Source organism: Micromonospora sp. CB01531, assembly GCF_001905095.1.
GTDB lineage: Bacteria > Actinomycetota > Actinomycetes > Mycobacteriales > Micromonosporaceae > Micromonospora.
In genome coordinates this window covers 124,429-147,338 of sequence record NZ_LWLS01000059.1, presented here as the reverse complement: position 1 = coordinate 147,338, position 22,910 = coordinate 124,429, and the positions used below count along the sequence as shown (strand labels likewise).

Below are 22,910 nucleotides of genomic sequence, written 5' to 3'. Positions count from 1 at the left end.
CTTCACCCGCCGCAACCCCGACCGACAACGCGACCGGCTCATCAAACAACTCCACAGCCTGGGCTACACCGTCACCCTCGACAAGGCCGCGTAGACAAGCCACGGTCGATTCTCTTCACAGCCACGGTCGATTCTCTTCACAGCCACGGTCGATTCTCTTCACAGCGTGCGATTGGGGATTCCACGCCTCGGGTAAGTACCGTTGCGCCGCGAGGCGGCGCGCGGCCGCGAGGGTCCCGCGCCGCCAGACGGCGAACCGGCGAGGACAGGAGGCGGCGTGGCAGAGGCGTACCCGGCGTACGAGGACCGGCCCCGGCGACGGGGCCGCAAGGTGCTGATCGGTTTCGTCGTCCTGCTGCTGGTCCTGGCCGGGCTGCTGGCGGTCGCCGACCGGGTGGCCGCCGGGGTGGCCGAGCGTGCCATCGCCGACCAGGTGCGGCAGCAGGTCGCGAAGCAGGACGTGCAGTCCGCGCCGCCGAAGGTCGACGTGGGCGGCTTCCCGTTCCTCACCCAGGTGATCGCCGGCAGGTACCAGCACATCTCGATCGTGCTGACCGACGTGCAGGGCTCCGTGCAGGGCGACGCGGTCAGAGTGCCGCGGCTCGACGTGGATGCCCGCAACGTGACGGCGTCGCTGGACACCCTCCGCTCGGGGCGGGGCGACGTGATCGCCGAGAGCGTCGACGGTCGCGCCACCGTCGCGTACGACAGCTTGGCGAAGATGCTCGACCGGCCGGGGCTCACCCTCGGGGAGCGGGACGGCAAGCTCACGGTCACCGCTCCGGCGGACATCCTCGGTGTGAAGCTCACCGTCCACGGCACCGCCGACCTGGCGGTCGCGAACGGCAAGGTGGCGCTGCGGTTCAACGAACTGACCGCCGAGGGCCTGCCGAACCTGCCGCTGGCGAAGACGTTGCTGGCGAACTACGCCAGGAGCATCTCGGTCAAGGTGCCCCTGCCGGCGCTGCCGTTCCAGCTCAGCGTCCGCAAGGTGGAACCGAGGCCGGAGGGCCTGGTGGTCACCGCCGACGCGCAGCACGTGCCGATCAACTCCGCCGGCTGACCGGCTGGTAAGCGCCTCAGTCAACCGACGAATCCCTGCTCACGGCCCGACCACCGGTCGGGCCGTCGGCGTTCTCCGGGCCCCTGCCGCGTCCCGGATGCTGGTCGGACCGGTGGCATCGGCCGGAGCGGCTGGTAGTCTCCCTCCTCATGGGGACGCTCCTCACCAAACGGCGCGCGGTCGACCTGTGCCGCGTGGCCACCTGCCTGTGTCGCCCCGTCATCTGACGGCGGGGCTGTCCTCGGCCGCCTAGCGGCCACCGGCACGCAGGGTCCGCGTACCCTCCGGTGTTCCCTTGATCGCCCGGCAGCGGCGCCGTCGCACGTACCCGTGATCCGTTCCTAGTTCTGGGTCCCGCGCGTGGTGCGACAACTACCGACTTCGATCTCCGCGCGCAGGCTCACCATCCGTCCTCACCAGGGAGTGATCTGATGAGTCGCGACACCGCACTCGTCTCGGCCGAGTGGGCCGAGAAGAACATCGACGCCCCGGGCGTCGTCTTCGTCGAGGTCGACGAGGACACGTCGGCCTACGACACCGGCCACATCGCCGGGGCGATCAAGCTCGACTGGAGGACTGACCTCCAGGACCCGGTGCGCCGGGACTTCGTCAACAAGGCCCAGTTCGAGGCGCTGCTCTCCGAGCGGGGCATCGCCAACGACGACGCCGTCATCCTCTACGGCGGCAACAACAACTGGTTCGCCGCGTACGCGTACTGGTACTTCAAGCTCTACGGCCACCGCGACGTCAAGCTGCTCGACGGCGGCCGCAAGAAGTGGGAGCTGGACGCCCGCCCGCTGGTCACCGACCGGGTGGAGCGCCCGAAGACGCAGTACGTCGCGAGCGAGCCGGACACCTCGATCCGCGCCTTCCGGGACGAGGTGGTCGACGCGATCGGCACCAAGAACCTGGTCGACGTGCGCAGCCCCGACGAGTACGCCGGCCGGCTGCTCGCCCCCGCCCACCTGCCGCAGGAGCAGGCCCAGCGGGCCGGCCACGTGCCGACCGCGATCAGCGTCCCGTGGTCCAAGGCGGCCAACGAGGACGGCACCTTCAAGTCCGACGACGAACTGCGCAGGATCTACGCGGACGCCGGGCTGGACGACAGCCGGGAGACCATCGCGTACTGCCGGATCGGCGAGCGCTCCTCGCACACCTGGTTCGTCCTGCAGGAGCTGCTCGGCCACCGGAGCGTGAAGAACTACGACGGTTCGTGGACCGAGTACGGCTCGCTGGTCGGCGTGCCGGTCGCGCTCGGCGACGAGCCCGGGGAGGCGTGATCGAGATGACTGTTCCCACCGCAGCAACGGCTCCCACCGCCGCCGGTTGCGCCGCTCCGGACCAGGCCGCGCCGTTGCCGGCCAGCCTGGACCTGGAGAAGGAGACCGTCATCACCGGTCTGGTGAAGGCCGAGTCCGGCGAGGTCGTGCCGGGCGCGTACGTCCGGCTGCTCGACTCGACCGGCGAGTTCACCGCCGAGGTGGTGACCTCCCCGGCCGGCCAGTTCCGGTTCTTCGCCGCGCCGGGCAACTGGACCCTGCGGGCGCTCTCCCGACACGGCAACGGCGACACCGCCGTCGCCGCCGCCCGCGGGATCAACGAGGCGACCGTCACGGTTGCCGCCTGACCCACGCTCTGACCGGCCCGTGGCCCGTCGCCCTACCCCCCAGGGCGGCGGGCCACGGGCCGTTCCGGGGCGCTCCCGCCCGGCCTGGCCCGGTCGGTTCGGGATTGATCGACTGCGGGTCGGCGCGGTGGTGGGGTTCGCGGCCGTGGGACACCGCCAGATCGGCGACCTGGCACCGCCCGCCCGGCCGTGCTGGGCACGTGGGAGAGCGCACGCGGGTGGCGGTGCGGTCGCCATCGCATGACACGATGGCCCGGTGAGTGGTGCTGTCCAGGCGGGCTACGCCCCGCCGACCCGTCCCGACCAGCCGGCCCCCGGCCGGCGTCGGCTGCGTTGGTTGGTGGCCGCGGCGGTGGCGTGGGCGGTGCTGCTCGCGGGGCTGACCTGGTGGTCGGTGCGCCATGACCCGCCGACCGTGAAGGAGCAGCGCAGCCTGGGCCAGGCGATTCCGGTGGTGGCCGGCGCGGTGGGGCGCCTGGTGGCCGCCGTGGACGGCGAGGCCTGGGAGTTGACCCCGGCCCAGGTGCGCCGGGGTTGCCGGGTCACCCCGCTGGCCGACGGGACGGCACTGACCCAGGGTCTGGACGTGCTGGTCGCCGCCGGCGGCGAGCAGGCCCTGCTGGAGCGGGTGGCGCAGCGGCTGCCGGCCGACTGGCGGGCCGGGGTCCACGTCGAATCGGGCCGCCCCCGGTTGCGCGCCGACGCGGGGGAGTTCGTGGCGGTCGACGGGCGGGTGGTGGCCGACGGGCGGGTCCGGCTCTCCGCCGGGACCGGCTGCCGGCCAGCCGACACCGAGTACGCCGAACTGCTGCCTGGACAGGCCGTCGGGCCCGAGCTGGCGGCGGCGCTGCGGGCGCTGGGGCGCGCCGAGCCGCCGGTCCCCGAGGTGGTCGTGGTGCCCTGCCCCGCGGGCAAGGCCGCCCAGACGATCAGCGTGGTGGCCGGGGCCACGCCGGCGTCGCTGGCGCCACTGCGCCCGCTCGGCGCCGCCGTGGTCGACCGTCCCGACGGGTACGCGTACCGGACCGGGCGGGTCGTCGTGCTGGCCGACACCACCGGTGACCAGCTCCGGCTGGCCGCCTCGACCGGCTGCGCCGGCTGACCCGTACCGTTGCGGGCCGCCCCGACCGGAGCGGGCCGCCCTGGCCGCGCGGCCGTCAGTGGCCGCGGCTCCCGTCGTGCGGGCTGCGGCTGCGGCCCAGGGCGTCCACCCGGCCCCACCGGCCGGGGATGTCGAGCACCTCCACCCGGCCCATCCCCTCGGGGAGGGCGGGGTCGATGATCAGGTGCTCACCCTGCGGCTCCAGGCCGAGCATCACCCGGAGCAGCAGCAGTGGAGTGCCGGAGGACCAGGCCTGCGGGCTGCATGCGGTGGGGTACTGCACCGGGTAGTCGGTGAGGTCCCGCTCGTAGCCGGCGAACGCCTCGGGGAGCCGCCCGTCGAAGTAGCGGGACGCGCTGAGCATCGCGTCGCAGATCCGGCCGGCCTCCTCCCGGAAGCCGTACCTCATCAGGCCCCAAGCGATGAACGAGTTGTCGAACGGCCAGACCGTGCCGACGTGGTACCCGATCGGGTTGTACCGGCCCTGGTCGTCCGCGAGGGTACGCACCCCCCACCCGGAGAAGAGGCGCGGCCCGAGCAGGTGCCGGGCCACGGCGGCCGCCCGTGACTCGTCCACGATGCCGCTCCACAGCAGGTGGCCGATGTTGGAGGAGAGGGCGTCGACGTGCCGCCCCTCCGGGTCCAGGGCCAGCGCGTAGTACTCCTTCTCGGGGATCCAGAAGTCCCGGTTGAACCGCTCCTTGAGCGCCGCCGCCTCGCGTTCCAGCTGGTCGGCGTACGCGGGATCGTTCCAGAACGTCCGGGCCAGCCGGGCGCCGCGCAGCTTGGCGTCGTACGCGTACCCCTGGAGTTCGCAGGTGGCCCGGGGAAACGCGGGCAGCCGGCCGTCGGCGTAGGAGACGGAGTTCCAGGAGTCCTTCCAGCACTGGTTCTGCAGGCCGGTCTCCGGGTTGCGGGTCATGTACCAGACGTATCCGGTGCCGAGCAGGTCGCCGTACGTGTCGATCCAGCTCAGCGCCGCCCGGGTCTCGTGCTCCAGTTGCCGGATCAGCGTGGTGTCCCCGGTCCACCGCTCGTACTCGTCGAGCAGGATCACGAAGAGCGCGGTGGAGTCGGCCGAGCCGTAGTACGGGGAATGCGGCTGCTCGAGGAAGCCGGCGGTCTCCCCGTACCGCAGCTCGTGCAGGATCTTGCCGGGCTCCTCGTCCCGGAAGTCGTCCAGCCGGCTGCCCTGCAGGCCGGCCAGCATGAGGATGGTCGGTGGGACCAGCTCGGGCAGGAAGGGCAGCACCTGCAGCGAGGTGAAGATGCTGTCCCGGCCGAACAGGGTCATGAACCACGGCAGGCCGGCGGCGAGCAGCCGTACGCCCAGCGCGATCGACTCGTACCGGAGGGCGGCCAGGTCGTTGAGGCTGCGCCGGTACGCCCCGGCCAGCGGCTGGCAGTCGCAGCCGAGTTTTGGGGCCCGCTCGATCAGCTCGTTCTGCTCGGCATGGATCGCCGCGGCGGTGCGGTGCCCGCCCAGCGGCAGGGTGGTCCGGATGTCCTCCCCCCGGGCGCCGTAGATGATCGTGGTGACCTGCAGCCGGGTGGTCCACTCGCCGTGCGGACCGACCCGGATCCGGAAGGTCATGCCGCCCTCGTCGATGTCGCCCGGGGCGCTCGTGCTGATCACGGTCTCCCGGTGGAGATTCTCCCGCCGGTACACGAGCCGGAGCTCGTTCGTCCGGGTGCCCGGGGTGGTGCGGCCCTTCTTCTGCCGCTGGTGCTTGATCTCGAAAACGTCCGCGAAGTCGGCGCCGATGTCGAGCCGGAGGCTGAACTCCTGCTCCTGACCGGCGTGGTTGAGCACGGTCAGCTCCTCCCCGAAGCTGCCGCCGATCGACCGGCTGCGGAGCACCGAGACCTTGGCGTCGAGGTAGTGCGTCGGCTCGCCGGGGACCAGAAAGAACCGGGTCCCGTATGACAGGGAGTCGTCGATGGAGAGCGGATGCAGCCGCTGGCCGTCGAGAGTGAGTATCCAGGTCGAGACGAACCGGGTGTCGAAGGAGAACAGCCCGGTGGGGAAGTCGAAGGACGGCTCGATGTCGCCGCGCTCGTCGCTGACCAGAAAGGTGTTGCCGTCCAGGATGCTGACCCGCGTCATTCCGACCGTCCGGCCTGCTCACGGACGACCTCGCGGGCCACCTCGCGGGGATCCCGGGTGCCGGGCGGGTCGGGGAAGAACCGGCGGAAGAGGAGGAACAGCAGCACGTTGCCGCTGAGCGTGGCCTCGTTGCGGAACACCGCCGCGAGGGCCGACTCGCGTCCGTCGGCCAGTTCCTCGAACAGGTCGGCGCCGACCGTGAAGGTGGCCTCGGCCGGCCGCTGCTCCCGGCTCACCTGGGCCGATCCGGGCGCCAGCTCCACGTACCAGTGCTCGGTGCGGTTGCCGGTGGTCAGGTCGATCTGAAGGGTGCCGTCGGTGGGGCCGCGCAGCACCGCCGGGGCACGCCTCGGCAGCGCCGCGAAGAACTGCTCGGTCGCCTGGCCCACATCCGAATCGTAGGCAGCAGCCGGACATGTCGGGCCAGTATCGGCTCTCCGCGCAAGACGGACATTCCCCCGGGTCGGCCGGGAGGCCGTCAGTAGACCAACGCCTGCGCGCCCTCGGCCATCGTCTCCTCGACGAAGACGGCTGCGCCGGCGATGCGTACGCCGGGGATGACATCGCCCTGGCCGATGTCCCGCCGGGCGGCGCACTGCGTGCAGGCGGTGACCTTGCCGGTGGCCAGGATCACGTGCAGCAGCTCGGCCAGCGGCGCGGAGTGCGGCAACTCGAACTCCTGCGCCCGCCCGGGCAGCGCGAACCAGGTCGACTCCCCGGTCAGCCAGAGCGACACGTCGACCCCGGCCGCCGCCGCCGTGGCGGCGACGGTGAAGGCCTGGGCGCAGCGCTCGGGAGCGTCCGCCCCGGCGGTGGCCTTGACGACGAGAGTACGGGCCATGGCGCCCAGCATAGGATGGCCCGGATGGTTACCGAGATCGGGTTCGTCAGCCTGCTGGTCGCCGGCCTGGGCGCGCTCGCCGGGGGCCTGGTCTATCTGGCCGTGAAGATTTCGAGAGGAAAATGGTGAGCGCGAGGAGTGAGCCGGGTTTGCGAGCCCCGCAGTCGCGAACGAAGGTGGCCCCGTGAGCGCGAACACGTCGGATGACAATCCGCTTGCGCCGCCGCCGTGGCTGAACGCGCCGCCGATCGACTCGTACCCGTACGAGGAGAGCCACGACCTGCGCGTCGGCCCGAAGCTGCACCGGAGCCTGGACGGCCTGCTGCCGTACATCGGGGTGTGGCGGGGGCGGGGCCGGGGCGGGTTCCCGACCATCGAGGACTTCGACTTCGCGCAGGAGATCCGGATCAGCCACGACGGCCGGCCGTTCCTGTTCTACGAGTCCCGCGCCTGGATCCTGGACGAGCAGAGCCGCCCGGTCCGTCCGGCGGGCCGTGAGGTCGGCTGGTGGCGCCCGGTGATGGACGGCGACCGGGTCACCGACGAGCTGGAAGCCCTGATGACCACGCCCACCGGCGTGATGGAGCTGCACATCGGCAAGCGCAAGGGCACCCAGATCGAGTTCGTCACCGACGCGGTGGTCCGGACGGCCACCGCCAAGGAGGTCACCGCCGGTGCCCGCCTCTTCGGCATCGTCGAGGGTGCCCTGCTGTACGCCCAGGAAATGGCCGCCATGGGCCAGCCCCTGAGCCCCCACCTCTCCGCCCGCCTCCTCCGCGTAGCCGGCTGACCCCACCGCTCCGTCCTGTTTCTCCCGTCGATCATGAGTTGGCGGCGGTCTCGATCTCCGATCCTGCCGCCAACCTCATGATCGACGCTGTGGATCGGCGGGAGGGAGGGGGAAGCCTAGGAGAGTGAGCAGGGCGGGGGTTGTGGCGGAGTGGGGGAGCGGGGTTTGGTCGAGGGTGCGGATCTCGGCCAGGCCGCGGAGGGACGAGGTGAGCCAGACGCCGTCGGCGGTCGCCAGCTCGGCGGGGGTGACCAGGCGTTCCTCGGCGGTCAGGCCCAGCTCGGCGGCGTGGTCGAGGAGCCAGCGGGCGGTCACGCCGGGCAGTACCCCGGTGGCCGCCGCCGGCACCGTGCACAGCGTCGTACCGGCCAGCCAGACCACGTTCGCGCTCGGCCCCTCCAGCACGTAGCCGTCGGTGGAGACCCAGAGCACGTCGTCCACGCCGGCCCGGGCCGCCCAGCGGCGCGCCGCGGTGCTCACGGCGTACGAGGTGGACTTCACACCGACCGGCAGCCAGCTCAGCTCGGGGCGGGACCGGGCGGCCACCCCGAGCGGCAGGGTGGCCACGGTCACCCCGTCCCGCCGGGCTCGCCGGGCCTCGGCCGGCACCTCGCCCAGCGTGGCGTACACGGTCGGCCGGCCATCGCCCTCCGGCCCCCGGGTGCAGACCAGCCGCAGCGCCCCCTCCACCTCGGCCGGCCAGCCGGCCCGGATCTCGTCGAGCAACGCGACCAGCGCGTCGGCGGGTGGGAGCGCCAGAGCGATCGCCGCCGCGCCGGCCCGCAGCCGGGCCAGGTGGGCGTCGCGCAGCCAGGGCTCCCCGCCGCGCAGGTGCATGGTCTCGAAGAGGCCGTCCCCGTGCAGCACGCCCCGGTCGTCGCCGCGCAGCACCGCCTCCCCGGCCGGTACGACGCCCCGACCCAGCACGGCCACCCGCGATGCTTCCACGAGCGCCGAGGGTAGCCGCGTACCACCGCGCCGGCCGGACCGGCGCGGCGGCCGAACTATGATCGGACGGTGTCCGAATCCTCCCTCGCGGAACTGCTCCGCTCCCGTGGGCTGCGGCTGACGGCGCAGCGGCAGCTCGTCCTGCAAGCGGTCATGGACCTGGGGCACGCCACTCCGGAGCAGGTGCACACGGCGGTCCGGGAGGTGGCTGCCGGGGTCAACATCACCACCATCTACCGAACGCTCGAGCTGCTGGAGCGGCTCGGGCTGGTGACACACACCCACCTGTCCCACGGCTCGCCGACCTACCATGCGGCGGGCGAGCACCAGCACGTCCACCTGGTCTGCCGGGAGTGCGGCGCGATCGACGAGATCGAGCCCGAGCTGCTCCGCCCGCTCGCCGACCAGTTGGCCGCGCAGCGGGGGTTCCAGGTGGACATCGGGCACGTGGCGCTCTTCGGCGTCTGCGGCCAGTGCGAGGACGGGGGACGCAAATGATCGACATCGCGGGAGCGGTGGCCGCCGAGGCCATCGACGAGGAGACCCGGGAGCAGCCGGAGCCGGTGCACCGGGCGGCCGGGGTCGGCCCGGTGGCCGCCCACTACGGCGACCCGTTGCGCGAGCAGCGCACCCTGGCCACCGGCGTCGGCCTGGTCGACCGGTCGCACCGGGGCGTCGTGGCGGTGCCGGGGGAGGAGCGGATCGGCTGGCTGCACACCCTGACTAGCCAGCACCTCGCCGGGCTGGGCGCCTGGCAGGGCACCGAACTGCTCGTCCTCTCCCCGCACGGGCACATCGAGCAGCACGCCATGGTCGCCGAGGACGGCGAGACCACCTGGCTGGACACCGAACCGGGGATGACCAGCGGGCTGCTGTCGTACCTGGAGAAGATGCGGTTCTTCAGCAAGGTCGAGCCGCGCGACGCCACCGCCGACCACGCGCTGCTGTCGCTGGTCGGGCCGGAGGCCATCGGCGCGCTCGAGACCCTCGGCGTCAGCGGGCTGGCCGCGCCGGACGTGGTCGCGGTGCCGGGTCCGAAGTTCCGCTCCGGTGATCTGCCAGCGCGGCCCTCCGTGATGTACGACGTCCGGCCGCTGCCGATCGGCGGGTGGGCCCGGCGGGTGCCGCTCGGCGTGGACCTGCTGGTGCCTCGGGACGCGATGACCCAGGTGGTGGACGAGCTGCGGGGCGCCGGCGTGCCGGTGGCCGGGCTGTGGGCGTACGAGGCGATCCGGGTGGCCGCCCGGCAGCCCCGGGCCGGGGTGGACACCGACCACCGCACCATCCCGGCCGAGGTCGACCTGATCGCGCCGGCCGTACACCTCGACAAGGGCTGCTACCGGGGGCAGGAGACGGTGGCCCGGGTGCACAACCTGGGTAGGCCGCCGCGCCGGCTCGTCCTGCTGCACCTGGACGGGGTGACCACGGACCAGCTGCCGGCCGTCGGTGCTCCGGTGACCCTGGACGGCCGGACGGTCGGTTTCGTCGGCACCGCGGTGCAGCATTATGAGCTGGGCCAGATCGCCCTCGCCGTGCTGAAGCGCAACGTCGCCGACGACGCCAGACTGCTGGTCGGCGAGACGGCCGCCGCCATCGACGTGTCGTAAGCCTGCCTTACTGGGCGCCGCAAGCCGGAAATCCTTCGGTTCTATGGCTCGACAGGCACGATTCTTCCGCCCGGCCGCCTCCCGGCCATCGACCGGAGGCGGGTGGGCCGTCTAGGATCGCCAGCATGACCACTGGGACGTTGATCACGGTTGCCCCCACCGGTGCGGAGTCGGCCAAGGCGGACGTGCCGGCGCTGCCGGTGACTCTCGACGAGCTGCTGTTGACCGCCAAGGAGTGCGAGGCCCTCGGCGCCGCCGTGATCCATGTCCACATCCGCGACGACGAGGCGAAGCCCACCCTCGACCAGGGGCGGCTGCGCGAGACCGTCGCGGCGCTGCGCGAGACCACGGACCTGATCGTGCAGCTCTCCTCCGGCGGTGCGGTGACCGACCCGGAGGCCGACCGGCTGGCCGTGCTGGACGCCGGCCCGGAAATGGCCTCCTGCACCATGGGCACGGTCAACTTCGGTGATGACGTCTTCCTCAACCGCTGGGAGTTCATCGTCGCCCTGCACACCCGGATGCAGGAGAAGGGCATCGTCCCCGAGTACGAGATCTTCGACCTCGGCCACCTCACCGCCCTCCAGCGCCTGCTCGGCAAGTACGGCCTGCCGCACGGCGGGCACGTGCACGTCGACTTCGTGATGGGCGTGCCGGGTGGCATGCCGGGCACCACCGCGACCCTGGTCGCGGCCGAGCAGATGCTGCGCGACCTGCCAGAGGGCACCACCTTCTCGGCCACCGGGATCGGCCGCAGCACCATCCCGGTGCTGCTCGCCTCCCTCTCGGCCGGTGGTCACCTGCGGGTCGGCATGGAGGACACGGTCACCTACGCCAAGGGCCGGCCGGTCGAGTCCAACATGCAACTGGTCGCCCGCGCGGTCGGCTTCGCCCAGCTCGCCCAGCGCCCGCCGCTGACCACCACCGAGGCCCGGCAGCTCCTCGGCATGTAAGCCGCGGCAAGCCTCACACCCCTGTCCGCCTGCAGTCGACGCCGCTGGTCACCCCGGTGACGGGCCCGCCGGACCCGTCGGTACCGTCCACGTCGTGGGAGAGACGTACGAGGGCGGCGTGCCGCTCGCCGAGGTGGTCCGGTCCGGGTTCGTGGAGGGCGTCCACCGTGGTTCCGTGGCGGTGCTCGACGCCGCCGGCGCGCCGGTGGCCGGGGCGGGGGACCCGACCTCGCCGATCTTCCCCCGCTCGGCCAGCAAGCCGATGCAGGCGATCGGGATGCTCCGGGCCGGCCTGCCGCTGACCGAACCGGCCGACGTGGCGCTGGTCTCGGCCAGCCACGCCGGCGAGGAGTTCCATGTGGAGCGGGTCACCGCGCTGCTGCGCGGCGCGGGCCTGACCGAAGAGGCGCTGCACTGCCCGCCGGACCTGCCGGTCGGCGAGGCCGCCCGGGAGGCGGTGCTGCGGGCCGGGGGCGGGCCGACGCGGACCCGGATGAACTGCTCCGGCAAGCACACCGGGATGCTGCTGACCTGCCTCGCCGCCGGCTGGCCACTAGACGGCTACTGGCGGCCCGAGCACCCGCTCCAGCAGCGGCTGACGGCCGCCGTCGAGGAGTGCACCGGGGAGACGGTGGCGGCCGTCGGGGTGGACGGCTGCGGCGCGCCGGTGCTCGCCGTCTCGCTGACCGGGCTGGCCCGGGCGTACCTGCGGCTGGTCTCCGCCGAGCCCGGCACCGTCGAGCGGACCGTGGCCGACGCCATGCGGACGTACCCGGAGCTGGTGGGCGGCACCCAGGCGGACGACACCCGGCTGATGCGCGGCGTACCCGGGCTGCTGGCGAAGGTCGGCGCGGAGGGCGTCATCGCGGCGGCGGTCCCGGGGGTCGGTGCGGTGGCTCTCAAGATCGACGATGGCGCCGGGCGGGCCCGGATGCCGGTGCTGGTGAGCGCGCTGCGCCGGCTCGGCGTCGAGGCCCCGGTGCTGGCCGAGTACGCCGAGCTGCCGCTGCTCGGAGGCGGCCTGCCGGTCGGTGCGGTCCGCGCCGTCTGGTGACCCACAACCGCTACGCCGCAGCGGCCGGCCTCGCCGGCCCCCGCGGCGGCGGCTCAGGGCAGGAAGTCGAGCAGGGCGGCGTTGACCGGTTCGGGGCGTTCGAGCGGCAGCAGGTGGGCGGCGTCCGGGACGTCCGGTAGGCGCACCCCGTGCGGGGCCTCGGCGGCGATCCGGTCGGCGAGCCGGCGGAGGTCCGCGAGGTCGTCCGCGCCGGTGCCGACCAGCACCGGCATGGCCAGCTCACCCAGCCGGTCGATCGCCGGCGGGTCGAGTTCGCACACCTCGACGGCGCTGAGCGCCAGCTCGGCGGCGAGTGCCCGCCGGTCCATCTCGTCGGCGAACCGGATCAGCTCCGGATCGACGTCCTCCGGGCGGCGGGTCGGGCCGACCACCCAGAACCGCACCTCGCCGGCCGCGGTCGCGGCGAAGTCCTCCGGGTCCACCTCGCCGACCAGCTCGTCCCAGAGCTGTTCGGTCTCCTCGGACCACTCGTTGCCGGAGACCGGGGCGCCGAAGAGGGCGAGCGCGGAGACCCGGTCCGGATACGCCAGCGCGGTGTCCACCGCCACCTTGCCGCCGAACGAGCAGCCCACCAGGGCGGCCCGCGCGACGCCCAGGGCGTCCAGCAGCCCGATCACGTCGTCGTGGTGGGCGAACGGGCTCGGCGGCAGCTCGGAGTCGCCGTAGCCGCGCAGGTCGGGGACGAGCACCCGGTGCTGGGCGGCGAGCGCGGGCACTTGGCCCCGCCACATCCGCCGGTCGGCGATGCCGGCGTGGAGCAGCACCACCGGGCTGCCGCTGCCGGCCTCGTCGTACGCGAGCACCGCACCATTCACGTCGATCTTGGGCACGGGGGAACCGTACGGACCCGACAGCCGGGGCGCAACCGGCTATCTGAGACCCTGCTAACTCTGGCAAGCATTCTGCTTGCAGTAGCTAGCACCCCGCGCTAGCGTGGAGTCATGGCCACCGGAAAGGACCTACCCGACGTCGGCGGGTTCATTCGCGATCTGCGCCGCAACGCGAAGATCTCCCTGCGGCAGCTCGCCGAGCAGGCCGGCGTCAGCAATCCGTACCTCAGCCAGATCGAGCGCGGACTGCGCAAGCCGAGCGCCGAGGTGCTCCAGCAGCTCGCCAGCGCGCTGCGCGTCTCGACCCCGGCGATGTACCTACGCGCCGGGCTGCTGGACGCCAAGGAGGGGCAGGGCGTGCTCGCGGCGATCGCCGTCGACCCCGAGCTGACCATGGCCCAGAAACAGTCCCTCACCCAGATCTACGAGACGTTCCGCCGGGAGAACGCCCGGCTCGCCGAGGCGACCGCCGCGGCGCAGGGCGCCGCCGAGCCGGCCCCGGCCACCGAACCGACCTCGTCGGCCGGCGCGCCGGGAGAGGCGCCGCCGACCGCGGCCACCATCACGCCGGCCACCGCTGGCCCCGCGACGCTGGACGGCACGCCGACCGAGGGCGTCCTCGAGTCGGTCGCCGTCACCGAGGCGGGTCCCGCGCCCGCCCCGACCGCCGCCGATCCTGAGAAGAAGACCGCCCACGGGGTGGTCCGGAAGGCCGCCGGTGCGGCCGAGGAGGAGAAGTCATGACCCAGCCGAAGACCAACCGAATTCCGGCCCCGCTCTACGCCGCCGCCGGCGCCGGCGAGCTGGCCCTCGAGCAGCTCCGCAAGCTGCCCACCGTGGTCAGCGACCTCGGCACCCGGGTCGTCGCCGAATTCGGCGGCAAGGCTGTCGTGACCGGCGTCGAGCTGCGCCAGAAGGCCACCGAGACGCTGAAGAGCGCCAACGAGACGCTGAAGACCGCAACCGCGACCGGGCTGCGGGAGAAGGCCGTCCCGACCGACCTCGACCTGGACAAGCTCCGCGAGGCCGCTGGCCGCAACGCCGCCGCCGTCCTGACCGGCGCCCAGGAGCGGGCCCAGGCCGCGTCGGCCCGGGCCGTGGCCGCGTACGCCGAGCTGGTCGCCCGCGGTGAGCGGGTCGTCGGCGCGGGGGTGCTGGAGGCCGCGGACACCGTGAACGCCGACATCGAGGCGACCGGGGCCGCCACCACGCCGGCCGCCAAGCCGGCCGAGGTGCCGACCCCGACCGAGGTGGCCGAGGCCGCCGAGGCCAAGCCGGCCGCCGTGAAGCGCACCCGGGCCACCAAGGTCACCGCCACCAGGGCCACCGCGGCGAAGCCGGCGACCCCGTCGGCGAAGCTGCCGAAGACCACGAAGCGGACCCGCCCCGCGGCCGAGTGAGTCGAACCTGGGCCGAGACCCCGGACAGCGTCCTGTAGGACGTTTTCCGGGGTCTCGGCATAAGCTTGCCGGCATGGCCTACGCCGCGCCGATCTTCGCGTTCGAAGTCCGCTACGTGATCGAGCTGATCCTGCTCGTCTTCGCCCTGGTCATCGAGGCTGTCGCCCTGGTCCATGCGATCACCCAGCGGTCCGACGCGTTCGCCGCGATCGGCACCCTGCCCAAGGGCGGCTGGATCGCCATCCTGGCGGTCTGCCTGGTGCTCACCCTGCTCGGGGTCGGGGGCGGGGTGCTGAGCATCTTCACCCTGATCGGCATCGCGGCGGGTCTGATCTATCTGCTGGATGTCCGGGTCGGCTTGCGTGACCTGCACGACGGCCGAGGTTCCTGGTGAGGAGTTTCCGCTGGCCCCCGCCGCCGGACGGCGGTCCCCGCACCTGGGGGCCGGGGCCCGGCGCGCCCCGCACCGGCCGGCCGGCGCTACCCGAACCGGAGACCGAGCTGGTCGCCACCCCGCACGGCGTACGGCTGGAGCGGCTGGTCACCGGCACCGGTGACCCGGTGACGGTGTTCGCCCACGGGCTCGGCAACGGGATCGCCACCACCCGCCCGTTCGGCAGCGGGGTCACCGGCCGCAAGATCTTCTTCCAGTTCCGCGGGCACGGCCGCTCCGACTCGCCGCCCGGGCCGTGGAACTACCTGGACCTGGCCCGCGACCTGCGGGCGATCGCCGACCTCGGCGGCGCCGCCCGGGCCTTCGGGGCGAGCCTGGGCGCCGGCGCGCTGTGCCGGCTGCTCGCCGAGAGCCCCGAACGCTTCGAGAAGCTGGTCTTCTTCCTCCCCGCCGTGCTGGACAGCCCGCGCGGCGAGGTGGCCCGGGCCCGGCTGACCGACCTGCTCGACGCGGTGGCGGAGGGGGACGCCTCCGCCCTGGCCGACGTGGTGTCGCTGGAACTGCCGCCGGCCGTTCGCAACAGCCCGGCCGGCTGGGCGTACCTGCGGCAACGGCTGGATCAGCTGCTCCGGGACGGGCTCGCGCCGGGGCTGGCCAGCCTGCCGGATCAGGCCCCGCTGCGGACCGCCGACGCGCTCGCCGGGGTCACCGCTCCGGCGCTGGTGATCGGCTGCGCCGGCGACGACCTGCACCCGGTGACGGTCGCCGAGCAGTTGGCCGCCGCGCTCCCGCAGGCCACCCTGCACGTGTACGACCGGCCGGGCGTCCTCTGGTCGGAACGCGCCGACCTGCGGGACCGGATCTCGACGTTCCTCAACGGGTAACCTGCCCGGCATGGGCGTCACACACCACGGCCGTACGCACCGCCTCGACCTTGCCGACCCCACCCTGCGGGAGTGGACGTGCACGGTGCTGGCGGCCGATCCCGAGCAGGGCATCGTGCTGGAGCGGTCGGCCTTCTATCCGGGCGGCGGCGGGCAGCCGCCGGACCACGGGGTGCTGCTCTGGCAGGGGGTGCAGACCCGGATCGTGGGCACCCGCAAGGGCGACGACCTCTGGCTCATCCCGGCCGAGGGTGACCCGCTGCCGCCGGTCGGCACCGCCGTCACCGGCGCGGTCGAGGAGGTCCGGCGGACCATGCTGATGCGTACCCACTCCGGCCTGCACGTGCTCTGCGGGGTGGTGTTCCGGGACTTCGGCGCGCTGGTCACCGGCGGCAACATGGAACCCGGCGAGGCGCGGATGGATTTCAACCTCCCCGAGGTGCCGCCGGACTTCAAGTCGCGGATCGAGGAGCTGGTCAACGCCGAGGTGGCCGCCGACCGGTCGGTCGCCGTGCGGGTGCTGCCCCGGGCGGAGGCGCTGGCCCTGCCGGACATCATCCGTACCCAGTCCAATCTGATCCCGGCGGACGAGCAGGAGGTCCGGATCGTCGACATCGTCGGGCTGGACGTGCAGGCCGACGGGGGCACCCACGTCGCCTCCACCGCCCAGATCGGCAAGGTCCAGGTGGTCAAGGTGGAGAGCAAGGGCCGGGCCAACCGCCGGGTCCGCGTGCGTCTGGTGGACTGACGCGACTCCCGGCGCGCGTGCTGCGCGCCGGGAGCCGTGGATCAGACCAGGTCGACGCGCTCGCGTTCGACCGGGTAGCCGGCCCGGGCGAAGGCGGCGGCCATCGGGTGGTTGGTCTGGTCGGTGGCCGCGACCACCACCGTCTCACCGGCCTCGACCAGCAGGTGGGTCGCCTCGACCAGCAGGTCGTACGCGTAGCCGTGCCCCCGCTGCTCGGGCACCACGCCGACGAAGCCGACGATCGCGGTGCTGTGGTTGCGGGCCGGCACGGTCAGGCCGACCAGCTCACCGTCCGGCGTCCAGGCGAGCCGCCACCAGTCGCGCGGGCTGGGCAGCCAGCGCAACAGGTCCAGCTCCTCCTGCGCCGCGGCGTCCGGTCCGGACGTCGCGGCGGTGTGCCGGGCGTGCGCGTCCAGGCTGCCCTCGACGATGCGGCGGAGCACATCCAGCACGATTCCGTCGTCCGGCTCCGGGCGGAACTCCAGCCGGCCGGGCCGGTCGGGCAGCCCGCGGTCCAGGCTCCAGCGGTACCGGTACCGCCACACCAGCACCGACATGCCGGCCTCGGTGGCGGCCGCGATCCGCGCCTCGGCCTGGGCCCGGGCCGCCGGCTCCGTACGCCAGCCGACCGGCAGCGAGATCGAGTACTCGGCCCGCAGCGGCACGGTCCGGAGCAGCCGGACCGCCGCGTCGGCGTCGGTGAAGTCGAACCAGTCGAGCGCCAGGGGTTGGTCGTCGTCCGGCCCGCCCCACCAGGCGGCGCGCGCCACGACGACGTCGTCGCGTAGCGCGATCCAGCTCCACTCGGGGCGGTACTGGCCGTCGGCGACCATGTCGAGGTAACGCTCGCCGAACGCGGCGCGCCCGACGAGACCGGGGTCGGACAGGGCATCGAACAGCTTCTCCTCGCCCGCGTTGATCGGGCGGATGACCAGGTCGGTCATGGTTTCCTTCCGGGATGCGCGTGCTCCCGTCAGGATGCCCGCGTCCTCGTGACCGGGTGGGAGCACAGGAATGTCGTTACGGACACGGTGCTCACCTCCCTCTGGTCGTCGAGGACGCCCGGCGAGCCTACCGGCCGGGCGCCGGGACGGCACCCGGATATCGGGGCTCAGCGCCTTGGCAGGTCGGGCGAATCCGGATCACACCGGAAACCGGACTTCCGCTGTCAGGTATTGCTGCCATCGTCGTCGGCATGAGCCAACCGCTGACAGGGAAGATCGCACTCGTCGCCGGGGCGACCCGGGGCGCCGGCCGGCAGATCGCCGTCCAGCTCGGTGCCGCCGGGGCGACCGTCTACGCCACCGGCCGCAGCACCCGGGAGCGCCGCTCCGAGATGGACCGGCCGGAGACCATCGAGGAGACGGCCGAGCTGGTCACGGCCGCCGGCGGCACCGGCATCGCGGTCCCCGTCGACCACCTCGACCCCGACCAGGTACGCCGCCTGGTCGACCGGATCGACGCCGAGCAGGGCCGGCTCGACGTGCTGGTCAACGACATCTGGGGCGCCGAGCCGTTCATCACCTGGGAGACGCCGCTCTGGGAGCAGCCGCTCGATGACGGTCTGCACGCGCTCCGGCTCGCCATCGACACGCACATCATCACCAGTCACTTCGCGCTGAAGCTGCTGGTGCGCAACCCCGGCGGCCTGGTCGTGGAGGTCGGCGACGGCACCACCGAGTACAACGCGTCGAACTACCGGGTCTCGTTCTTCTACGACCTGGCGAAGACCGCGGTGAACCGGCTGGCGTTCGCCCAGGCCCATGAGCTGCGCCAGCACGGCGCAACCGCGGTCGCGCTCACCCCCGGATGGCTGCGTTCCGAGAACATGCTGGAGCTGTTCGGCGTCACCGAGGAGAACTGGCAGGACGCACTGGAGAAGCAACCGCACTTCGCCATCTCGGAGACGCCCGCGTTCGTCGGACGCGCGGTTGCGGCCCTCGCCGCCGATCCGGACCGGGCCCGGTGGAACGGAAGGTCCGTCTCCAGCGGCGAGCTGGCCCAGGTGTACGGCTTCACCGACCTCGACGGCAGCCGTCCCGATGCCTGGCGCTACCTGGTCGAGGTGCAGGACCCGGGGAAGCCGGCCGACGTCACCGGTTACCGCTGACCGCCGGCGCGGCGGTGCCGAGCCCTGCCGGCGCCGCCAGGTTCGGCTCGAGGTAGAGCGCGGCCGCGCGACGGGCCGCCTCGGCGAACCGCTCCCGCAGCTCCGGCGGGTCGAGCACCTCCACCTCCGGGCCGAGCGAGAGCAGTTGGGCGTACGCCACCTCGACGGACTCGACGGGCAGCCGGAGCACCATCCGACCCTGCCCGTCGGGCCCCTCGGCGGCGCCGACCGCCTCGTCGTACACGAAGGGGGCGTCGGCGAGGTGCCGGAGCGCGCGCAGGCCGGCGGGGCTGAGCCGGACCTTCACCTCGGCCCGGAGCATGTCCCGCAGGAACGCCTCGGCCTGCTCCCGCCAGTACGCCCCCAGGTCGAAGCCCTCGTCCCGGTCGAAGGTCGCCCCGCCCACCTCGACGCCGACCACCCGGTCCACCCGGTACGTCCGGTACCCGTCGCCGACCCGGCCGACCAGATACCAGATCCCGCTCTTCAGCACCAGCCCGTACGGCTGGACGGTGCGGGTCACCTCCCGCTCGCCCCGGCGGTAGCGCAGCTCGACCACCCGGTCCCGCCAGACGGCCCGGGCCAGCTCGGTCAGCCATGCGGGTGGCTCGCTCTGCCGGAACCAGCCTGGCACGTCGAGGTGGAACCGCTGCCCGGTCCGGGCCGGCGCGTCGCGGAGGCTCGGCGGGAGCGCGGCGAGCACCTTCAGCTCGGCGGCGGCGACCGCGTCGGCCAGCCCCATGTCGCCGGCCGGTCCGGGCAGCCCGGCCAGGAAGAGCACCTCCGCCTCGTCCCTGGTCAGCCCGGTCAGCCGGGTCCGGTAGCCGCCGAGCAGGCGGTACCCGCCGGCCCGGCCCCGGTCCGCGTAGACCGGCACCCCGGCGGCGGAGAGCGCCAGCACGTCCCGGTAGACGGTGCGCTCGGAGACCTCCAGCTCGCGGGCCAGCTCGGCCGCGGTCATCGTCTCCCGCGACTGCAGCAGCAGGACCAACGAGATGAGCCGGGATGCGCGCATCCGCCCACCCTGCCTCGTGCCGGCCACGGTAGGGCTGTCCCCACCCCGCGGATACGAGGTGACCGTGTGTCGCCCGGGCCGCCGGATGACGAGGCTGAGGACATGCGAATTCAGGGAACTGGCGGGCCGGTCGTCGAACTGGTCGATGTGGTGCGGAGATATGCCGGCGGCAGTGGGGCGCCCGCGCTGGCCGGGGTAACGGTCGCCTTCGCGGCCGGGACGTTCAACGCGGTCATGGGACCGTCCGGGTCGGGGAAGTCCACCCTGCTGCAGTGCGCCGCCGGGCTGGACCGGCCGGACGGGGGCCAGGTCCGGCTCGCCGGGCAGGAACTCGGGACGCTGCGCGAGCCGAAGCTCACCCAGGCCCGCCGCCGCCGGGTGGGCTTCGTGTTCCAGTCGTACAACCTGATGGAGTCGCTGACGGTGTGGCAGAACGTGCTGCTGCCGCAGCGGCTCGCCGGCGCCCGGCCCGACCGGGCGTGGGCCCGCGAGGTGCTGCACCGGGTGGGTCTCGCCGGGCGGGAGAAGGACCGGCCCGGGCAGCTCTCCGGCGGCCAGCGGCAGCGTGTCGCGCTCGCCCGGGCGCTCGCCGCCCGACCGGAGGTCATCTTCGCCGACGAGCCGACCGGAGCCCTCGACCTCGGTGCCGGCCGGGAGGTGCTCACGCTGCTGCGCGAGGCGGTGGACGAGCTGCGTACCGCGGTGGTGATGGTGACCCACGACCCGGCGGCAGCCGCCTGGGCCGACCGGGTCGTCTTCCTCGCCGACGGCCGGGTCGTCGACGAGCTGGCCGACCCGACGGTTGAGACGGTGGCCGCGCGGATGACGGCGGTGACGGCCGCATGATCCGCCTGGCGATCGGTACGCTGCGCCGCCACCGGGGCGCCTACCTCGGCACCTTCCTCGCCGCGCTGCTTGCCGTGGCCCTGCTGGCTGGGGCCGGCCTGCTGCTCTTCTCGGTGCTCACCGCGGCCCCGCCGGCCAACCGGTTTGCCTCCGCCGCGGCGGTGGTGTCCGGTGCCCGCGAGGTCAGCCTCACCACGACGAAGGAGAAGCACAAGAAGGGCAAGACCAAGACCAAGACGAAGGTCAAGACCGAACGGCTCAGCGGAGCGGGAACCCTGCCCGGGGACCTGGCGACCCGGCTCGCCGGGCTGCCCGGGGTGGCGCGTGCCGTACCCGACGCGGCCTTTCCCGTCGAGCTGACCACCGCCGCCGGGCGGCCGGTGCGCGGCGCCGACGCCGCCCCGGTGATCGGCCACGGCTGGTCGTCGGCCGCGCTCACCCCGTACCGGTTGCGCGTCGGCGACGCGCCGGCGGCGGGCGAGGTGGTCGTGGACGCCGACCTCGCCGCCCGGGGCAACCTCGCCGTCGGCGACCACCTCCGGATCACCACCCGCACGGGGGTACGGATCCTGCGGCTGGCCGGCGTCGCCGCTCCCATCGGCCGGGACGCGCTGCCCGCCCAGGGCGCGCTCTTCTTCGCCGACCGCGAGGTGGCCGCGGTCTCCGGACTGGCCGGCCCCACCGCGGTCGCGGTCCTCGCCGGGCCGGGAGCCGACCGGAGGGCCCTGCTCGCGGCGGTCCGGGCCCGCGCCGGGGGCATGCCGGTACTGACCGGGGCCGACCGGGTACGGGCCGACCTGCCGGGGGCGCTGCCCGACTACATCGGACCGATCTCCGTCTTCGGTTTCACCATTGGGATCACCGCCTTCGCGGCGATCTTCGTGCTCACCGGCACGGTGGCGTTGGGGGTCCGGCAGCGGCTGCGTGAGCTGGCGCTGCTGCGCACCATCGGGGCGACCCCGCGCCAGCTGCGGCGGCTGCTCGGCGTGGAGAGCCTGGTGCTCGCCGCCGTCGCCGCGCTGCCAGGGCTGCCGCTCGGGGTGCTGGTCGCGCATCTGGTGGCGGCCCGGTTCCGGCACCTAGGGGTGGTGCCGGCCCAGTTCACCGTCCGGGTCAACCCGGTGGTGCTGATGCTCGCCGGGTTCGCCGGGGCCCTGGTCACCTTGGTCGCCGCCCGGTTCGCCGGTCGCCGCGCGGTGCGGGTCGCCCCGGCTCAGGCGCTCGTCGAGACCGTGGTCGCGCCGCGCGGCGGGATGCTGGCCCGGGCCGCCGTCGCCCTGGTCGCCGCGGCCGGCGCGGTCGCCGTGCTGACGTTCGTGCCGCTCGGTGGCCCGTTCGGGATGGGTATGACCTTCATCTCGTCCGCGCTGCTGCTATGCGCGGTCGCCGCGCTCGGCCCACTGCTGGTTCGGCTGGTCTCCGCCGTGCCGGGACGGCTCAGTGCCGGCACCGGTGCGGCGGGCTGGCTGGCCGCTGCCACCACCCGCGTGGAGGTCCGTCGTACCGCGGCGGTGGCCGTTCCCCTGGTGCTCATGTTCGCGATCAACGCGCCGCTGCTGCTCAACGGCGAGTTGCTGACCCGGCTGGCAGGCGACCAGCAGGCGCAGCGGCTGGCCGGGGCGACCACCCTGGTCACCGGCGCGGTCGGCCTGCCGCTCGACACCGCGAAGCGGGTGACCGCGCTGCCCGGCGTCACCGGGGCGGTGGCAACCGTGCCCACCCGCGTGGTGCTCGCCGATGGCGGCAAGCCCCAGGACTACGCCGCACAGGGCCTGCTACGTACCGGGGTGGACGGCGCTCTCGACCTGGCCGTCGACGACGGTGCCCTGGCCGGGGACGGCACGTTCGCGGCGAGCAGCGACCTCGCTGACGCGTACGGCTGGCGGCTCGGCGACGAGGTACCGATCTGGCTCGCCGACGGGGAACAGGTCGTCCTGCGGCTCTCCGCCCGCTACAGCTGGCACCGTGGGTTCGGCGAGCTAACCCTGCCGGCCGGGCTGGTCGCCGCGCACGACCCGCGCGGTCTGGTCACCATGGTCGCCCTGCGGGACTCCGACGGCGCGGTCGCCGAGCGGATCCGGCAGCGCTGGCCCGAGCTGCGAGTGGTGCCGACCGCGGCGGCGACCCGTACCGATGACGGCAACCAGCAGGGCGCGTGGGAGCTGCTGGTGGTGGTGTCGCTGGGCTTCACAGCGATCGCGGTGGTGAACACGTTCGCCATCTCGGCCGCCGCCCGCCGACGGGAGTTCACGGACCTGCGGCTGGCCGGCGCGACCGCCCGGCAGGTGCACCGCCTGGTGGACCGGGAGAGGCTGATCACCGTGATGGCCGCGCTGGTCCTGGGCGTCGCCGTCACCAGCGCAGTGGTCGTCCCGTTCAGCATCGCCCAGGACGGCGTCCTCCGGCTGGTGGTGGCACCCGGGACGTACCTGCTGCTGCTCGGCGGGGTGGCCGGGCTCGGGCTGCTCGCCGGCGCCCTACCGGTCCGACTCGTGCAGCGGCGCCGTGGCCTGCCGGCCCTGGAGGACCGGTGACCTTCCACTGCCGGGCCGCCGCCCGTACGCCGGCGG

The 22,910-nt window shown here is 73.6% G+C and carries 26 protein-coding genes; 19 read left to right on the top strand and 7 right to left on the bottom strand.

Translation table 11 applies throughout. The features are described from left to right. The first annotated feature begins 277 nt into the window (after positions 1–277). The 5 genes from A6A27_RS11110 (at position 278) to A6A27_RS11095 (ending at position 3,792) form a co-directional block, all read left to right on the top strand. A complete protein-coding gene (locus tag A6A27_RS11110) occupies positions 278–1,063 on the top strand; it encodes an LmeA family phospholipid-binding protein (RefSeq protein WP_073834490.1) in 786 nt (261 codons plus the stop codon). Between the two features lie 149 nt (positions 1,064–1,212). Continuing rightward, entirely contained in the window at positions 1,213–1,290 is a 78-nt protein-coding gene (locus A6A27_RS47120) for an Ms5788A family Cys-rich leader peptide (RefSeq protein WP_311202345.1), read from the top strand. Positions 1,291–1,494: 204 nt separating this feature from the next. Beyond that, positions 1,495–2,343, top strand: coding sequence for a sulfurtransferase (locus A6A27_RS11105; RefSeq protein ID WP_073834489.1), 849 nt, complete (start codon positions 1,495–1,497; stop codon positions 2,341–2,343). Positions 2,344–2,348: 5 nt separating this feature from the next. Further along, positions 2,349–2,690 (top strand): DUF1416 domain-containing protein, encoded by a 342-nt coding sequence (locus A6A27_RS11100; RefSeq protein ID WP_073834500.1) that lies wholly within the window; start codon positions 2,349–2,351, stop codon positions 2,688–2,690. Between the two features lie 256 nt (positions 2,691–2,946). Next, complete coding sequence (locus tag A6A27_RS11095; protein ID WP_073834488.1) at positions 2,947–3,792, top strand: hypothetical protein; 846 nt, start codon at positions 2,947–2,949, stop codon at positions 3,790–3,792. Between the two features lie 55 nt (positions 3,793–3,847). Here A6A27_RS11095 and A6A27_RS11090 read toward each other — a convergent pair whose 3' ends face one another. The 3 genes from A6A27_RS11090 to A6A27_RS11080 form a co-directional block, all read right to left on the bottom strand. Next, complete coding sequence (locus A6A27_RS11090) at positions 3,848–5,899, bottom strand: amylo-alpha-1,6-glucosidase (RefSeq protein ID WP_073834487.1); 2,052 nt, start codon at positions 5,897–5,899, stop codon at positions 3,848–3,850. Further along, entirely contained in the window at positions 5,896–6,288 is a 393-nt protein-coding gene (locus tag A6A27_RS11085) for an SCP2 sterol-binding domain-containing protein (RefSeq protein ID WP_073834486.1), read from the bottom strand. The genes A6A27_RS11090 and A6A27_RS11085 overlap by 4 nt, the downstream gene beginning before the upstream one ends. An 89-nt stretch (positions 6,289–6,377) precedes the next feature. Beyond that, positions 6,378–6,752: a DsrE family protein gene (locus A6A27_RS11080; RefSeq protein ID WP_073834485.1), complete on the bottom strand. Its 375-nt coding sequence runs from the start codon at positions 6,750–6,752 to the stop codon at positions 6,378–6,380. 12 nt (positions 6,753–6,764) lie between these two features. On the opposite strand from A6A27_RS11080, the gene mtfM reads away from it, so the two are divergent. Both mtfM and A6A27_RS11075 read left to right on the top strand, forming a co-directional pair. Then, positions 6,765–6,869 carry a small membrane protein MtfM gene (gene mtfM / locus A6A27_RS46800; protein WP_274534545.1) on the top strand — a complete coding sequence of 35 codons (105 nt, stop codon included), beginning with the start codon at positions 6,765–6,767 and terminating at the stop codon, positions 6,867–6,869. A 55-nt stretch (positions 6,870–6,924) separates the two neighbouring features. Next, positions 6,925–7,530, top strand: a complete 606-nt coding sequence (locus A6A27_RS11075; RefSeq protein ID WP_073834484.1) for an FABP family protein — start codon at positions 6,925–6,927, stop codon at positions 7,528–7,530. A 75-nt stretch (positions 7,531–7,605) separates the two neighbouring features. Here A6A27_RS11075 and A6A27_RS11070 read toward each other — a convergent pair whose 3' ends face one another. Continuing rightward, positions 7,606–8,478 carry an aminotransferase class IV gene (locus A6A27_RS11070; RefSeq protein WP_073834483.1) on the bottom strand — a complete coding sequence of 291 codons (873 nt, stop codon included), beginning with the start codon at positions 8,476–8,478 and terminating at the stop codon, positions 7,606–7,608. A 69-nt stretch (positions 8,479–8,547) separates the two neighbouring features. Here A6A27_RS11070 and A6A27_RS11065 point away from each other — a divergent pair, with 69 nt between their 5' ends. The 4 genes from A6A27_RS11065 (at position 8,548) to A6A27_RS11050 (ending at position 12,092) form a co-directional block, all read left to right on the top strand. After that, a complete protein-coding gene (locus A6A27_RS11065) occupies positions 8,548–8,976 on the top strand; it encodes a Fur family transcriptional regulator (protein ID WP_073834482.1) in 429 nt (142 codons plus the stop codon). Then, positions 8,973–10,085: a CAF17-like 4Fe-4S cluster assembly/insertion protein YgfZ gene (gene ygfZ / locus A6A27_RS11060; protein WP_073834481.1), complete on the top strand. Its 1,113-nt coding sequence runs from the start codon at positions 8,973–8,975 to the stop codon at positions 10,083–10,085. The genes A6A27_RS11065 and ygfZ overlap by 4 nt, the downstream gene beginning before the upstream one ends. Positions 10,086–10,210: 125 nt before the next feature. Continuing rightward, on the top strand, positions 10,211–11,038 hold the full coding sequence (locus A6A27_RS11055) for a 3-keto-5-aminohexanoate cleavage protein (protein WP_073834480.1): 828 nt from the start codon (positions 10,211–10,213) through the stop codon (positions 11,036–11,038). Between the two features lie 94 nt (positions 11,039–11,132). After that, positions 11,133–12,092: an asparaginase gene (locus tag A6A27_RS11050; protein WP_073834479.1), complete on the top strand. Its 960-nt coding sequence runs from the start codon at positions 11,133–11,135 to the stop codon at positions 12,090–12,092. Positions 12,093–12,145: 53 nt separating this feature from the next. Here the strand turns inward: A6A27_RS11050 and A6A27_RS11045 are convergent, their stop codons facing one another. Further along, on the bottom strand, positions 12,146–12,943 hold the full coding sequence (locus tag A6A27_RS11045; protein ID WP_073834478.1) for an alpha/beta fold hydrolase: 798 nt from the start codon (positions 12,941–12,943) through the stop codon (positions 12,146–12,148). A gap of 111 nt (positions 12,944–13,054) precedes the next feature. On the opposite strand from A6A27_RS11045, the gene A6A27_RS11040 reads away from it, so the two are divergent. From A6A27_RS11040 to A6A27_RS11020, 5 genes are all read left to right on the top strand, one after another. After that, positions 13,055–13,687 carry a helix-turn-helix domain-containing protein gene (locus A6A27_RS11040; protein WP_073834477.1) on the top strand — a complete coding sequence of 211 codons (633 nt, stop codon included), beginning with the start codon at positions 13,055–13,057 and terminating at the stop codon, positions 13,685–13,687. Continuing rightward, positions 13,684–14,343 (top strand): hypothetical protein, encoded by a 660-nt coding sequence (locus A6A27_RS11035; RefSeq protein WP_073834476.1) that lies wholly within the window; start codon positions 13,684–13,686, stop codon positions 14,341–14,343. Before A6A27_RS11040 ends, A6A27_RS11035 begins: the two co-directional genes overlap by 4 nt. 73 nt (positions 14,344–14,416) lie before the next feature. Then, positions 14,417–14,737 (top strand): DUF2516 family protein, encoded by a 321-nt coding sequence (locus A6A27_RS11030; RefSeq protein ID WP_073834475.1) that lies wholly within the window; start codon positions 14,417–14,419, stop codon positions 14,735–14,737. Further along, entirely contained in the window at positions 14,734–15,621 is an 888-nt protein-coding gene (locus A6A27_RS11025) for an alpha/beta fold hydrolase (protein ID WP_073834474.1), read from the top strand. The genes A6A27_RS11030 and A6A27_RS11025 overlap by 4 nt, the downstream gene beginning before the upstream one ends. Before the next feature lie 10 nt (positions 15,622–15,631). Further along, positions 15,632–16,369: an alanyl-tRNA editing protein gene (locus A6A27_RS11020; protein ID WP_073834473.1), complete on the top strand. Its 738-nt coding sequence runs from the start codon at positions 15,632–15,634 to the stop codon at positions 16,367–16,369. 41 nt (positions 16,370–16,410) lie between these two features. Here the strand turns inward: A6A27_RS11020 and A6A27_RS11015 are convergent, their stop codons facing one another. Beyond that, positions 16,411–17,313 carry a GNAT family N-acetyltransferase gene (locus A6A27_RS11015; RefSeq protein ID WP_073834472.1) on the bottom strand — a complete coding sequence of 301 codons (903 nt, stop codon included), beginning with the start codon at positions 17,311–17,313 and terminating at the stop codon, positions 16,411–16,413. A 251-nt stretch (positions 17,314–17,564) separates the two neighbouring features. On the opposite strand from A6A27_RS11015, the gene A6A27_RS11010 reads away from it, so the two are divergent. After that, the gene (locus A6A27_RS11010) at positions 17,565–18,479 is read left to right on the top strand and encodes an SDR family oxidoreductase (protein ID WP_073834471.1); all 915 of its coding nucleotides are present in this window, start codon (positions 17,565–17,567) and stop codon (positions 18,477–18,479) included. On the opposite strand, the gene A6A27_RS11005 is transcribed toward A6A27_RS11010, so the two are convergent. Next, positions 18,463–19,494 carry a helix-turn-helix transcriptional regulator gene (locus A6A27_RS11005; RefSeq protein ID WP_073834470.1) on the bottom strand — a complete coding sequence of 344 codons (1,032 nt, stop codon included), beginning with the start codon at positions 19,492–19,494 and terminating at the stop codon, positions 18,463–18,465. The genes A6A27_RS11010 and A6A27_RS11005 overlap by 17 nt on opposite strands. A gap of 102 nt (positions 19,495–19,596) precedes the next feature. Between A6A27_RS11005 and A6A27_RS11000 the strand changes: the two genes are divergently transcribed. Then, positions 19,597–20,340, top strand: coding sequence for an ABC transporter ATP-binding protein (locus A6A27_RS11000; RefSeq protein WP_073834469.1), 744 nt, complete (start codon positions 19,597–19,599; stop codon positions 20,338–20,340). Further along, positions 20,337–22,874, top strand: coding sequence for an ABC transporter permease (locus A6A27_RS10995; protein WP_073834468.1), 2,538 nt, complete (start codon positions 20,337–20,339; stop codon positions 22,872–22,874). The genes A6A27_RS11000 and A6A27_RS10995 overlap by 4 nt, the downstream gene beginning before the upstream one ends. Positions 22,875–22,910 lie beyond the last annotated feature (36 nt).